Here is a 13,974-nt window from a genome sequence, read left to right as displayed (position 1 = left end):
GGTTATCGGCGGGCGGCTAGTGGCTGGCGGCAAGTAGCTGTCTGCTAGCCGCTCGAACTAGAGGTGCAATCCGCACTCAGTCTTCTCGGAGCCCGCCCAGCGACCCGAGCGCGGATCCGCGCCCTCTGCCACTCGCGCGGTGCATGTCGCGCAGCCAATCGACGGGAACCCCTGTTGCGTCAGCGGATGCACAATGAGGTCGTTGTCCTCGATGTACTGGGCAACATCCTCATCTGTCCAGGTGGCCAACGGGTTGAGCTTGATGCGACCAGTCTTGTCGATCTCCAGTACCGGCGTGTGTGCGCGGGTCGGCGCGTCGACGCGCTTCAGACCTGTGACCCAGCCCTCGTAGGGGCGCTTCACGGCAGACAGCGGCTCGACCTTCCGCAATGCGCAGCAACGCGTCGGGTCGGTCTTGTACAGATCAACGCCCTCTTCGGCGTCCTGCTCGGCGCGGGTGCGCTTCGGCTCAATCGACAGCAGTCGGTTGTCGTAACGCTGTGCGACCTGCTCTGCCACGTCGAGGGTCTCCGGGAAGTGGTAACCGGTATCCAGGAAAATCAGATCTGCCTCCGGCGCGTGCCGAGCAGCCAGTTCCGCCAACACTGTGTCCTGCATCGACAGGGTCACAGCCAGTGGCGTGTGCAGGTGCTCCGCACCCCATTCCAATACTTCCCCAGCAGTGGCGGTCTCCAGCTTGGAGCCCCACTCCAGTGCGAGCTCAATCAGACGGCGAGCAGTTTCCGGGTTGTCCAGCGCGTCTTCACGCGCGAGCGCCTCCTGAGTCTTAATGACCTCAGCGGTTTTCAGTCCCGTGTTCATGACGCCACCTTTCTATCGATATGTCCGTGCAGTTTCACTGTGAATACCCGGCAGCATTCGCGGCATTGCCAGGCGTAATCGGTTTCCAGGTCGGGCCACAGATCATCACCGCCGCAGTAAGGGCAATGCATCACCGCACCCCGGTTCGGATTGGGGTGTGCGCTTCGGCCACCGATTCCCAGTCGCGCTGGCGTCTCGTCTTTTTCGCTTGACGACGGCCCCTGCGACCGAACCCCATTGGGAGATTCACTCACTTCAGGTCCTCCTCATCAGCGCGGACAATCCACTCGCGGAACTGTTCACCCTCGTGGCGCTGCTCCTTGAAGTGATTGACGACGCGCTCGATGTAGTCACCCAGTTCTGCCGAGGTGACCTTGTGTCCGCGAACCTTGCGGCCGAAGTTGGCATCGAGCCCCAGCGAACCACCGAGGTGAACCTGGAAACCCTCGACACGGTTGCCCTCGTCGTCGGTGACAATCTGCCCCTTGAGTCCGATGTCGGCAATCTGCGTGCGGGCGCAGGCATTCGGGCAGCCATTGAGCGCAATGGTGATTGGGACGTCGAGGTCACCGAGGCGTTCCTCCAAGTCGCCCACCAAATCAATTGCGCGCTGGCGCGTGGTGACAAGTGCGAGCTTGCAGAACTCTAGGCCGGTGCAGGCCAGGATGCCCCGTCGGAAAGCAGAAGGCTTGGCAGACAGGCCAATTTCGTCGAGTTCTGCGAGCAGGGAGTCGACCTGGTCGTCGGCGACGTCGAGGAGAATGAGCTCCTTCATCACGGTGGTGCGGACGCGGGAAACACCGTGGCGCTCGGCGATGTCGGCGAGCTTGACCAGGTCAGAGCCCGGAACACGGCCAACAGCGGGCTTAACACCGACGTAGTTGAGACCGTCGGCCTGCTTGTGCACGCCGATGTGGTCCCGGTCGCCCTCGAAAGGTTCGGGTGCGGGGCCGTCGATAAGCTTGCGGTTGAGGTAGTCGTCTTCGAGTACCTGGCGGAACTTCTCCGCGCCCCATTCGGCAACGAGGAACTTCAGACGCGCACGATTGCGCAGGCGACGGTAGCCGTAGTCCCGGAAGATGCGGCACACGCCCGCCCATACCTCGGGAACCTCGTCCTCTGGGATCCAGGCGCCGAGACGCTGGGCGAGCATCGGGTTGGTGGAGAGACCACCACCGACCCAAACGTCGAAACCGGGGCCGTGCTCTGGATGATTGACACCGACGAAGGCAACGTCCTGGACCTCGTGGGTGACATCGAGACGCGGGGAACCGGAAACTGCCGACTTAAACTTACGCGGTAGGTTGGAGAACTCGTCGCCGGAGAGGTACTCCTCCTTGATGCGGCGGATGGCGTTGGTGCCGTCGACAATTTCATCGGCCGCAACACCGGCAACCGGGCTGCCTAGAATAACGCGGGGAACGTCGCCGCAGCCAAAGTTGGTGTCGAGACCAACTCGCTCAAGGCGCTCCCAGATCTCCGGCATATCTTCGACGCGAATCCAGTGCAGCTGGACGTTCTGGCGGTCGGAGAAGTCCGCAGTGTCGCGGGCGAAGTCGCGGGAAATCTCGCCGATGGTGCGAATGCCCTCGGTGGTGGTCTGGCCACCGTCGAGGCGGACGCGGAGCATAAAGTACTTGTCCTGCAGCTCGGCGTTGGTCTTCACGCCGGTGTGCTCACCGCTAAGCCCCTGCTTGCGCTGGGTGTAGAGGCCAATCCACTTAAAGCGAGGCGCTAGGTCCTCCGCGGGGATGGAGTCAAACCCCTGCTTGGAGTAGATGTCGATAACACGCTGCTTAACGGCGATGCCAGCATCTTCTTTCTTAATGCGCTCGTCGTCGTTAAGTGGCTCGCGGCCGTCGATAAGCCACTGCCCCTGTGGCTTCGGTGCGCGCTTCTTACGTCGGGTAGCCGCTGCGGAAGCTGGACGCTCGGCGGTTTTCGTAGGAGAGCTCATGGGGAATCTACCGAATCACTTTCGTTTTGTTCTCGTTGACCGAATTAGTTTCTAATCTTTATAGACCGTTTGGTCTACGTTGCATTGCAGGCAACATTAGACCGACCAGTCTGGCTAGTGCAAGCCGGGACACGCTCGGATACCTAGCGAACCCCCGCTTCGCCCACGCGGACACCGTTTTTCACACCCACTTTGACACCTTCAGAAGCATCCTCGGCCCCGGCATCAACCGAAGCGGGTGATGGAGATCCAGAACTAGACACATCAGCCGAGGGAGACTGAGAAGTCGGCTCAAGTTGGACCCGCTGACGCAGCCCCGGAAGAGTGTCGTGCGAACGCGCCCACAGCACCAGCACAACGACAACAAAAGCCCACACGAGCAGCGCTGTCGTCAGTACGCCCCCAGAAACCAGCGACGAAAACAGAGTGCGAATATTCAGCCCCACCAACACGCCGCCGATCGCAATCCCAAGCAGCCGCGGATTAATGCGCCCCACCAGGTACGCAGCCAAGGGTGCCGCAATCACACCACCGCACAACAAACCAATTACCGGTGCGGCATGCTGAGTGAATTCCTCCCGCAGCTTGGGCAAAAAGCCCAGTACAGCCGCCAAGGCAACGAGAAATTCCGCCGCAGAGACAGTACCGATAATCTTGCGCGGCTGGTCAGCCTCAGCGCCGAGCAAAGTTGAGGTGGTAACAGGCCCCCAACCACCGCCTCCAGTGGAATCAAGCAGGCCACCAAAGAGCCCCAGCGGAGCGAGCTTCTTCGCCCCCCAGGCCTTCTTCTTGCGCTTAACATTGGCCAAAAAGGCGAAGCGGATAATCACCCACAGACCGAGGAAAAGCAAGATTGTCGAGGTCACAGGCGTCGCGGCATCACCGTCGAGATTCGCCAAAAAGGTCGCACCAATAAAGGCACCGATAGCACCCGGCACGCCAAGACTCAGCGCGCGTCGCCAGTCGACATTGCCGAATCGCCAGTGTGAAATACCGGAGGCCAGTGTCGTACCCACCTCTGCTACGTGAACCACCGCCGACGCAGTGGCAGCACTACTACCAGCGACAATAAACAGCGAAGTAGCGGTGACACCGAAAGCCATCCCCAGAGTGCCGTCGACTAATTGCGCGCCAAGGCCGATTAGCACGAAGACTATGAGTTTTTCCATGACAAGCCCTTCCCCGCTTACCCAACCAGAGCCTGCCGTTGCCACGATGCTCGCACGCCGAGCCCCTTTCAGAGCTCATTCAGCAGAAGCGATGCGCAGCAAAACCCTCTCAAGCCAAAGCAGTGATTCTTGCGGTGTTTTGTGTTTGCTTTTTGTAGACCAGTTTGTCTATATTCTGTTTCAGCAAGCATAGACCGGTTGGTCTACGATAAGCAATCGCGACAAAGAAAACGTAGAAAAAGGATTCCACCCAATGACCAACGACCAGACTGCAGCCCAGAACACGGCCGCTTCCTCACTGCCCGATCTCGCCAACTCCACCACGCCACTGCGTGTAGCCGTGGTTGGCTCGGGCCCGGCCGGCATCTACGCCTCCGACGCGCTGATGAAGTCCGGCCGCGATGTCGCCATCGACCTCTACGAGCGCCTTCCAGTGCCGTTCGGCCTCATCCGCTACGGTGTTGCGCCAGACCACCCGCGAATCAAGGGCATCATTAAGTCCCTCCACCGAGTGCTGGACAAGCCGCAGGTTCGACTGCTGGGCAACGTGGACGTCGGCAAGCAGGTCAGCGTTGATGAACTGCGCCAGTTCTACGACGCCATCATCTTCGCCACTGGCGCGACCGGCGACCGCGATCTGAACATCCCGGGCTCGGATCTGCCGGAGCACTACGGCGCCGGTGAGTTCGTAGGTTTCTACGACTCCCACCCGGAGTTTGCTCGCGAATGGGACCTCTCTGCTGAGTCGGTCGCTGTGATCGGCGTCGGTAACGTGGGTCTCGACGTCGCCCGTATTCTCGCCAAGACTGCCGATGAGCTGCACGTCACCGAAATCGCCGACAACGTCTACGACGGCCTGGCAAAGAATGCCGCCCGCGAAGTCCATGTCTTTGGCCGTCGCGGTCCGGCTCAGGCAAAGTTCACTCCACTGGAGCTGAAGGAACTGGACCACTCTGACACCATTGAGGTTGTCGTGAATCCGGAGGACATCCAGTACGATGCCGCCTCCGAAACGTCCCGTCGCGAGTCCAAGATCACCGATCAGGTCTGTACGATTCTGGAAAACTACGCCATCCGCGAGCCAAAGGGCGCCCCGCACAAGCTCTTCATCCACTTCTTCGAGTCCCCGGTCGAAATCATCGGCGAGACCGGTGAAGATGGAGTACAGCACGTCAGTGCTATCCGCACCGAACGCACCGAACTCGACGGCGAGGGTGGCGTCCGCGGCACCGGCAAGTTCACCGAATGGCCGGTCGGTGCGGTCTACCGCGCAGTCGGCTACCGCTCCGACGCAGTCACCGGCGTACCGTTCGACACCGGCACGCACACCATCCCAGATGCCGGCGGCCGCGTGCTTGACGACATCGACGGCAACCACATCCAGGGCCTGTACACCACCGGCTGGATTCGCCGTGGCCCGGTCGGCCTAATCGGTAACACCAAGGGCGATGCCAACGAAGCTGTCGGCAACCTCATCGCCGACTGGGAGGCAGGTCGCCTGGCCGCACCTGCAAAGCCCACGCATAACGACGTCGACGAGTTCCTGGCCGACAAGGGCCTCCAGGTCACCACCTGGGAGGGCTGGCACGCACTCGACGCCGCCGAGCGTGCCGCGGGCGAAGCCGAAGGCCGCGAGCGCAAGAAGCTGGTCGAGTGGGCTGACATGGTTGCGGCCTCCACGGTCGTCGCAAAGCAGCCAGATGCCGATGACGTGGCCGAAGCTGTGCACGAAGCTGTTGTGGAGACCGTCGCGAGCTAGCGCATCGGGTCTAACCGGACAGTTGATTGTGCACGTCAGTCGATCTTCGGATTAGAGTTAATACATGGCTTATCATGCAGACTCATCCAACCTGGACGTCAAGGAAGTTCTGACCTGGGAAGGCTTCGGCGTCGCCTCCCGTGAACTGGCACAGCAGATTGTCGACTCGGACTTCGACCCGGAGATTATTATCGCCGTGGCCCGCGGTGGCCTGCTGCCAGCAGGCGCACTCAGCTACACCATGGGCGTCAAGCTCTCTGACGCCATCAACGTCGAGTTCTACACCGACGTGGCGGAGACCCTGCCGGATCCGGTTCTGCTGGAGCCGCTCCTGGACATCGAATCGATTTCCAACCGCCGCCTGCTGGTCGTTGACGATGTGGCCGACTCCGGTCGCACGCTGCATCTGGTGCTCGACCTGCTCAAGAAGCACGGCGCTGAAGTCCGTTCCGCTGTGCTCTACGGCAAGTCCCGCTCGGAGATTGCACCGGACTACGTCTGGAAGCACACCGATGACTGGATCGTCTTCCCCTGGTCGGCCGAGCCACCGGTACAGAAGTCCAAGTAGATCAAGTAGCTTACGCACCACAGCGGGCACAAAAAAGTGCGCTGCAGCGTTCCTTTCCCAAGCAACACCAGCAGCGCACACTAGGTCGTCGAACTACCCCAGTTCGACGACCTTAATCTTTGATGCCGCCTCCGATGCGCGCTCACGAGCAGCATCGACAGAATCCGCGGTCGAAACAGCAACACCCATGCGGCGACGCGGGCCAGCAACCGGCTTACCAAAGATACGAATATCGGTCTCCGGAATAGCCATGGCCTCCGTCAGCCCGGTGTAACCCGGCTGCTCGATGTCAGCACCGCCGTAGACGACAGCGGAGGCTCCCGGGGACACCAGCGTGACGTCGATAGGCAGACCCAACACTGCGCGCGCGTGCAGCTCGAACTCGGAGAAACGCTGCGTACCCATGGTGACCATGCCGGTGTCGTGCGGACGCGGGCTGACCTCGGAGAACCACACCTCATCGCCGCGGACAAACAGCTCGACGCCGAAGATACCGCGACCGCCCAGCGCGTTGGTGATGCGCGCGGCGACAGAGCGAGCATTGTCCAGGGCGTTTTCGCTCATGGCAGCCGGTTGCCAGGACTCAACGTAGTCACCATCCTGCTGACGGTGGCCGATGGGCTCACAGAACCACGTTGCCCCCTCGCCGGTCTCCGGATCCACGGAGCGCACGGTCAGCAGCGTGATCTCATAGTCGAAATCGACGAAGCCCTCCACGATGACGCGACCGGACTCAACGCGACCGCCACTCATGGCGTAATCCCACGCGGCCTGGACATCCTCCGGCGAACGCAGCGTGGACTGTCCCTTGCCCGAGGAACTCATGACCGGCTTGACCACGCATGGGAAGCCAATCTCATCAACAGCTGCGGTGAACTCATCAAAGCTGGAGGCGAAGTGATAGCGGGAAGTCGGCAGCCCCACCTCTTCCGCAGCCAGGCGGCGAATACCCTCTCGGTTCATGGTCAGCTGAGTCGCCCGTGCGGTCGGAATAACGGTGACGTCCAGCGTCTCATCTTCCTCGACCTCTGCCAGCACCTCGGTTGCCAGAGCCTCAATCTCAGGGACGATGAAGTGTGGCTTGACCTGGAGAATCAGGTCCCGCAGTGCGCTAGGGTCCGACATATTCAACACGTAGGCGTGGTGAGCTACCTGGTGTGCCGGTGCATGCTCGTAGCGATCGGCAGCGTGCACCTCAACGCCAAGACGCTGGAAAGCAATGGTCACCTCCTTGCCGAGCTCGCCAGAGCCGAGCAGCAGAACTCGCGTTGCTCCCGGCTGGTACGGGGTTCCGGTGACTTCAGGGGTGAACATCGAGATAAATTCGCTTTCGTCTACGGCACATACGCTGCGCAACCAGCAGCTGTTAAATTGATTGCCTCCAGCATACGACAGCGAGCTGATTCACCGCGGCGGGCACGGGCGGGAACCTAGCGCGGGAACACCCGCTGGAACTCAGCCAGCGCCACCTCACGGTCAGCGGCCAGGACAACATTCGCCACCGCTCCGGCTGAATCCTCCACCACCTGGCCGCGGCGTGCTGGCTCATCTGCAAAGGTTCGCTTATCGACGCCCACGAGACGCATCTTCTCCACTTCCCCGGTCACCGCACCGACGGCCACCATCGCGGCAAAGAGGTCATGAACCTGCGCCTTGTAACCGACTCCAACTCCCTGGTGGAACTCAAAGTAGAACTTCAGTGAGCGACGCAGAACACGCAGTAGCTCCGGGTTCATACCGGCATCTCGCCAGGATTCAATCTCAGTATCACTAATGGTGATGGTCTCGGTGACATTGAGCGGAACCAGCGTCGGCACCGGCGCGCCTGCGGCGGTGGCGATGCTGCGCACGGCATCCTCCGGGCGCTCGACGGCCACAGCGCCCGCGGTGCCGAAGACCTCGATGACCGCGGTGGGGTCAACCCAGAAGTTCCATTCCGCAAACTCGGTAACGTTACCGTGGTACTCCACAGCACCACCCATAATGGTCACGCCGTCGAGCTCCCGCATGAGTTCCGGGTACTTCTTCAAAGCGGCCACGTAGGTGGTCATAGGGCCAGTGACCAGCAGGTGCACCTTCTCCCCCGTCGACCGTGCCTGCTCGATGACCTGGCGCCACAGCGCCAGCGGATCCGCCGCTCCTGCGCGCCCCGGTTCGTAGATGACGGCCGGTGGCGCCAGGTTGTAGCCCAGCCCGTACGGGCCATGAGTCTCAGGCGTGGTGGTCAGCTCACGGTCAGCGGGCCCCTCGAAACCGCTGACGACCGGAACCTCCGGACAACCACAAAGATTCAGCATGTACTTGGTATTACGGGCAGACCATGCCGCAGTGGTGTTACCACCTGCGCAGGTCACACCCACCAGCTCGATCTCGCCTGCGGTATGCAACCCCGCGAGGTAGACGAGAGCAAGACTGTCATCGATACCCGTGTCAACGTCGGCAAGCACTTTCAAACGCGTCATAAGGTCAAGTGTGACACGAAACACGCTCGGCCCGCAGAGCTAAACATGGGCAAAACAGGGATACAGACGAGTTTCCGCTGGTGCTGGCCGGGTTTACTAGTTCGTCGACATCGCTGCATCACCCACCGGAGCAGGCTCCGGCAGCGGCATATTCAGCTCGGCCAAGACCTCGCGCAGTCGCGTCGGGTAGTCGGTGATGATGCCGTCGACACCAGCGGCAATCTGCTCGCGCATGGTCTCCTTTTCGTTCACCGTCCACGGCACCACCTTCATGCCGGCCTCGTGTGCGCGGGAAATCAGCTCCGGCGTGGCGACCGGGTGGTAGTCAGAATCCGACGGTGTCTTGCCGTAAGGAATGCTGTGCGTCGGTGAGAGCACCTGCACGCCGAGCTGCTTGGCGGCCTCGATGATGTCGCCATCGACCTCGTCGTAATTGACATCGCCGATCCAAGGAGAATCCTTCTTCCAGGTGGTTTCGTCCCACAGCATGACCAGCGGAATCTCCGGGTTCCGTTCCGCGACCAGCGGCAACGAGCGCCAATCGAAGGATTGAATCATCACACGATCAGCCACACCCGCGCGGTCAATCTCGTCGAGAATCACATCGACGAACTCCTGCGGTTCTGCCGAGTCAGCGCGCTTTTCGCCCTCGATCTTGGTCTCAATGTTGAAGTGGATGTCCTGGTTGTCCTTAGTCAGCTCGAACAGCTCCGGCAGGGTCATCATCCTATTGCCCTTGATTGGCTCCGCATCCGGGAAGTCCTCGAGCTTCTTGTCGCAGACCAGGGTTTGTACCTGCTCATAGGTGAGATCATGTACGAGCTTGCCGACGTACGGGTACTGCGGATCCCCCTCCGTCACTGGCTCGGTGTCCGAGCACTTGTCATCTTGGATTTCCGGATCGTGCCAGACCATAGGCACGCCATCCTTCGTCAGGACGATGTCCAGCTCCAACGTCGTAACGCCCAGCTCCAACGAGTTGATCATCGCCTGCTTGGACTCCTCCGTCCACTCACCGCGACCACCACGGTGTGACTGCAGATCAAAACCCTCCGGCAGCTTAGCCATCGCAGCCGGCCGCACATTCGCGGCCGCATTCAGCTCAGCGACCTGCTGCTTTTCAAAGGTCTTCTCTTCGCTCGACGTAGTGCTGACCGCGCTTGCACTGCTTGACGACGACGCCGCGTCGTTGTCTGCATCATTGCTGCAGGCTGCAATAGGAGAAATAGCAAACGCGCCCATAGCGATGGCCGCGATTGCGCGGCGCGTGCCGTGGACGCGTGAATTCTGAGGCTGCTCGCTCTGCTTGGTCCGTTCGTCAAACATGGAGTCAGATGAGTTGCGAGAAGACATGGCCGGTGATTTTTCCTCTTTGGGCGTAGTGTTAGCGACTTCATAGCGACGGCATAGTACCGACAACACAGTGTCGACAAACTACCGTCGGAGGTTTACGGAACACAGAAATCTGGGTGAAAACTGTGTGGTGCGCCACTACTTTAAAACGGCCTGACAGCACTCGCATCTGGAGAGAGTGCGGGGTGAGCGTTTAATTCCCCTCTGCCTTTGGAATCTCGCCTTCTTGAGCAACCTCTGCCCCATCCCAGGAGTACGTAACGGGAGCGTTGTACTGGTCTTTAAAGGCGAAGGCACCGCCGTCTTCGATCATTTTATTGACATCGAAGAAATTGACGGTCACAGTTTTGCCATCACCCTCGACCGAGTTGATTGTCTGCGGACCACCGGCGGTCCCCACGTACTCGCCCTTATGAAACAGCAGCACTGCACCAGCGGTAGTTGAATGCGTAATTTCATTCTGTACTGCTGAGGCAAAGGTCAACTCGCTGGTGGTATCCCAGTTCGTATCGTCCGTGACTGTCCAACCGCTGCCATTGCCACCTTCCATTGAGTTCAGGTCGGCAACCGCTTCTTCGAAAGCCTCTTCCTGGGTTGGCGCAGAAGAACCCCCATCGGGGTCGTTGTCATCGACATCCGGATTGGGGGTATCTGCACTTTCACTGTCATCCTCGACAGTGGTGGTCGTAGTGATGGTCGTCGTTTCTTGATCTACCTGAGAAGCAGAGGTCGGTGCTGCGGTCTCATCAGTGGAGCAACCGGACAAAGCCACTACACCTGCGACCGCCGCGCTAACCAGCATCGACCCGCGACGAACTGAATGACCACTCATGGCTGGAACCTCTTCTGTTCTCTCAAGTTTTCTCAAGCACTGAGCTACGACGGAGCATTACTTTCTCATGTCCGACTCTGAATTGAGTTTACTTGGGAAAATTCAAGAGACCCCGGGAGTGTCCAAGAATTCTCGAAAGCTCTCGAAAATTCTCGGGAGTCCTTAGGAAGCGGGCTTCGCCCCGCCGGGAATCTTGCCCTCGTGGACGACGTGATCGCCGTTCCAGAAGAAGTGAACATTAGAGGTGAACTTGGCCGCATCAGCGTTCGGCGCACCTGCGGCCTCCTGGGCCTCCCAGTCGTGGTAGATGACCGAGATGTTCTTACCATCAGGGGTCGGCGTCACCTTGTTGATGTGCTGAGGCCGGTCAGAGTCCGTACCAATGAACTCACCCTTGTGGAACATCAACAGCACAGTGGAGGACTGAGCGTTGCCCTGCTTGGCCTGATCTGCGAGAGCAAAGCTCAAATCGCTACACGGGCTGAAGTTGGAGGTGCCAGTGTACTTCCACCCATCATGGTTGTTCGGACGCTCCCTGTTGACCTTATCCAGGGCCTCCTGGATTTCAGGTGCTGCCGGGTTCGGGGTACAGCTATCTGCCTTCGCCGGAGCCGGTGCCGGCACTGGGGCCGGTTCCGCCTGAGCCGCGGGAGCTGCAACGGCTCCACCTACTGCGGAGAAAACCATCGCGCCGGAAAGTACGGCGGAACTTGCCAGTCGTTGTACTCGGTGTCCTGTGTTTTGCATGAAAACCACACGCCTTCTGTCGTTTGGACTTCTGTCGTTGGACCACGCGGTGAGGCCTACGATACAAAAATGACTCTGGGATGCCAGTGTCAACTGACAATTCCCAGAGCCTTCTCGTGGTTAGCAAATGTTCTTTTTTACAGCAGCCAGCAGTTTCGACACCGAAGATTTTTTATCTAACAGTTCGATAAAGCCGGGTCGAAAGCCGGACTATTTTCCGGCTAGTTCGCCACTGCCCCCCAGGCTAAGTACCCAGCGCTAGTTGCCCAGCGCTAGTTGTCCAGCACATCGTGGACAACGATGGTCTGGTCACGACCCGGGCCAACACCGATGTAGGAAATGCGAGCGCCGGAGAGCTCCTCCAGGCGGTTCAGGTAATCCTTGGCCTTGTCCGGCAGCTCATCGAAGGTGCGGCAGCCAGTGATGTCTTCGTCCCATGCAGGCATGGTCTCGTAAATCGGGACAGCGTGGTGGAACTCCGACTGGGTGAGTGGCATTTCGTCGTGACGCACGCCATCAACGTCGTAAGCGACACAAATCGGAATCTCGCCGATACCAGTCAGGACATCCAGCTTGGTGATGAACAGATCCGTGAAACCGTTGACGCGCGCGGCGTAGCGAGCCAGCACCGAGTCGTACCAACCACAGCGGCGCTTACGGCCGGTGTTGACTCCGACCTCACCGCCGGTGGTCTGCAGGTACTCGCCCCACTTGTCGAACAGCTCCGTCGGGAACGGGCCAGCACCGACGCGGGTGGTGTAGGCCTTCATGATGCCCAGCACCGAAGTGATCTTCGTCGGGCCGATGCCGGTGCCCACGCAGGCACCACCAGCGGTTGGGTTCGAGGAGGTCACGAACGGGTAGGTGCCGTGGTCGACGTCGAGCATGGTGGCCTGGCCGCCCTCCATGAGGACGTGCTTGCCGGCATCCAAAGCCTGATTGAGCTCAAACTCCGAGTCGATAATCATCGGGCGCAGACGATCGGCGAAGCCCATGAAGTAATCAAAGACTTCATCCGGGTCGATAGCGCGGCGGTTGTACAGCTTGACCAGAATCTGGTTCTTCTGAGCCAGCGAAGACTCAATCTTCTGGCGCAGAATCGACTCATCCAGAATGTCCTGGACACGCAAGCCCGTACGGCCGACCTTGTCGGCATACGTCGGGCCGATACCGCGGCCAGTGGTGCCGATAGCGCGCTTACCCAGGAAGCGCTCGGTCACGCGGTCCAGCGTCTGGTGGTACGGAGCAACCATGTGGGCATTGCCGGAAACGCGCAGGCGGGAGGCTTTTGCACCGCGAGCTTCGAGGCCATCAATCTCGTCGAAAAGCGCCTCGAGGTTGACCACACAGCCGTTACCGATAATCGGCACAGCGTTTTCCGACAGCACACCCGCCGGAAGCAGCTTCAGCTCGTACTTCTCACCGCCGACGACAACGGTGTGGCCGGCGTTATTGCCACCGTTGGGCTTGACGACGTAGTCGACGCGGCCACCGAGAATATCGGTTGCTTTGCCCTTGCCCTCGTCGCCCCACTGGGCACCGACGATAATGATTGCGGCCATAGTCCTACTTCAACTCCTGGGATTGCAGACGACGCATTAGAGTGTAGTCCTATGCGTATTGTTGTGCTGCAGTGTGGCCCCGATGTACCCGCGTTTCCCCAATTGCTCCGCCAATCATGGTCTACATCAGCACCGTCCACACCATCAGCACCAGCTACTCCGGCACCACCCGCCTATGCGCTTCACGACGTCGCGATGATCCCCACCCGCAAGGAGCTGGCTTTCATCGACGACCTGGCCAAGGACGTACTGCCTGTCGATACAGCTCCGACGCCGGAGGAAATCTCCAAGCAGAAGAAAGTCGACCACTTAGGCGCTCCGCAACCCGCTCCGCAAAAGCCGAGCGAGCCGTTACGAATTGTGGTCGTTGGCACCGACGCGGCACTGGCTACCGTGGCAACCTACCTGATGCGCAAGAACCTCCTGTGGATTGAAGTGGCACATGTCCCCACCGCACCGTCGACCGCGGCCAAAAACTGGGGCATCGAAGGAGGAGAAGGGCTCGATGCGGCGACCGCGCTCACACGCCCGACGACGCCAGTGCCGCTGATTCGCGATGACACCGGCCACGCAATTGTTGGTTACGCCCTACTGACAGAGCCGGGAATTACCGGAGTGTCCTCGGCAAACGGGTTTACTGGCGAGGTCTATGTCGACGAGCATCAGATGTTCTCCGGCACATCCACCGGCCTGCAGATTCGCCCTACCCCCGACGCCCCGGGCATCGTTGCGGCCGAAGTTCC

The 13,974-nt window shown here is 60.1% G+C and carries 12 protein-coding genes; 3 read left to right on the top strand and 9 right to left on the bottom strand.

Going from position 1 to position 13,974, the window contains the following annotated elements; translation table 11 throughout:
- Positions 1 to 57: 57 nt before the first annotated feature.
- The 3 genes from ADB02_RS01710 to ADB02_RS01700 form a co-directional block, all read right to left on the bottom strand.
- Positions 58 to 822, bottom strand: coding sequence for a phosphoadenylyl-sulfate reductase (locus tag ADB02_RS01710; protein ID WP_049189476.1), 765 nt, complete (start codon positions 820 to 822; stop codon positions 58 to 60).
- Positions 823 to 1,072: 250 nt separating this feature from the next.
- Positions 1,073 to 2,779: a nitrite/sulfite reductase gene (locus ADB02_RS01705; RefSeq protein ID WP_049189475.1), complete on the bottom strand. Its 1,707-nt coding sequence runs from the start codon at positions 2,777 to 2,779 to the stop codon at positions 1,073 to 1,075.
- A 143-nt stretch (positions 2,780 to 2,922) separates the two neighbouring features.
- On the bottom strand, positions 2,923 to 3,948 hold the full coding sequence (locus ADB02_RS01700) for a sulfite exporter TauE/SafE family protein (protein WP_049189474.1): 1,026 nt from the start codon (positions 3,946 to 3,948) through the stop codon (positions 2,923 to 2,925).
- 253 nt (positions 3,949 to 4,201) lie between these two features.
- On the opposite strand from ADB02_RS01700, the gene ADB02_RS01695 reads away from it, so the two are divergent.
- On the top strand, positions 4,202 to 5,707 hold the full coding sequence (locus ADB02_RS01695; RefSeq protein ID WP_049189473.1) for an FAD-dependent oxidoreductase: 1,506 nt from the start codon (positions 4,202 to 4,204) through the stop codon (positions 5,705 to 5,707).
- A gap of 64 nt (positions 5,708 to 5,771) precedes the next feature.
- Positions 5,772 to 6,275 (top strand): phosphoribosyltransferase, encoded by a 504-nt coding sequence (locus tag ADB02_RS01690; RefSeq protein ID WP_048734520.1) that lies wholly within the window; start codon positions 5,772 to 5,774, stop codon positions 6,273 to 6,275.
- Between the two features lie 93 nt (positions 6,276 to 6,368).
- Here ADB02_RS01690 and purT read toward each other — a convergent pair whose 3' ends face one another.
- The 6 genes from purT to ADB02_RS01660 all read right to left on the bottom strand — a co-directional run bounded on the left by purT (position 6,369) and on the right by ADB02_RS01660 (position 13,231).
- Positions 6,369 to 7,589, bottom strand: a complete 1,221-nt coding sequence (gene purT / locus ADB02_RS01685; RefSeq protein WP_048734516.1) for a formate-dependent phosphoribosylglycinamide formyltransferase — start codon at positions 7,587 to 7,589, stop codon at positions 6,369 to 6,371.
- 116 nt (positions 7,590 to 7,705) lie between these two features.
- Positions 7,706 to 8,737, bottom strand: a complete 1,032-nt coding sequence (locus ADB02_RS01680; protein WP_049189472.1) for a nucleoside hydrolase — start codon at positions 8,735 to 8,737, stop codon at positions 7,706 to 7,708.
- A 96-nt stretch (positions 8,738 to 8,833) separates the two neighbouring features.
- Entirely contained in the window at positions 8,834 to 10,090 is a 1,257-nt protein-coding gene (locus ADB02_RS01675; RefSeq protein WP_016421539.1) for a glycerophosphodiester phosphodiesterase family protein, read from the bottom strand.
- A gap of 193 nt (positions 10,091 to 10,283) precedes the next feature.
- A complete protein-coding gene (locus tag ADB02_RS01670) occupies positions 10,284 to 10,922 on the bottom strand; it encodes an LppP/LprE family lipoprotein (RefSeq protein WP_016421540.1) in 639 nt (212 codons plus the stop codon).
- A gap of 162 nt (positions 10,923 to 11,084) precedes the next feature.
- Positions 11,085 to 11,669: an LppP/LprE family lipoprotein gene (locus ADB02_RS01665; RefSeq protein ID WP_016421541.1), complete on the bottom strand. Its 585-nt coding sequence runs from the start codon at positions 11,667 to 11,669 to the stop codon at positions 11,085 to 11,087.
- Between the two features lie 272 nt (positions 11,670 to 11,941).
- A complete protein-coding gene (locus ADB02_RS01660; RefSeq protein WP_016421542.1) occupies positions 11,942 to 13,231 on the bottom strand; it encodes an adenylosuccinate synthase in 1,290 nt (429 codons plus the stop codon).
- Between the two features lie 51 nt (positions 13,232 to 13,282).
- On the opposite strand from ADB02_RS01660, the gene ADB02_RS01655 reads away from it, so the two are divergent.
- On the top strand, positions 13,283 to 13,974 hold a 692-nt coding region (locus ADB02_RS01655; RefSeq protein ID WP_241482368.1), incomplete at its 3' end, for a hypothetical protein.

The organism is Corynebacterium sp. 212_CJEI (genome assembly GCF_001055915.1).
GTDB classification, from domain to species: domain Bacteria; phylum Actinomycetota; class Actinomycetes; order Mycobacteriales; family Mycobacteriaceae; genus Corynebacterium; species Corynebacterium jeikeium_D.
The sequence above is the reverse complement of the archived record's forward strand: the minus strand, read 5'-3'. Positions and strand labels throughout refer to the sequence as shown.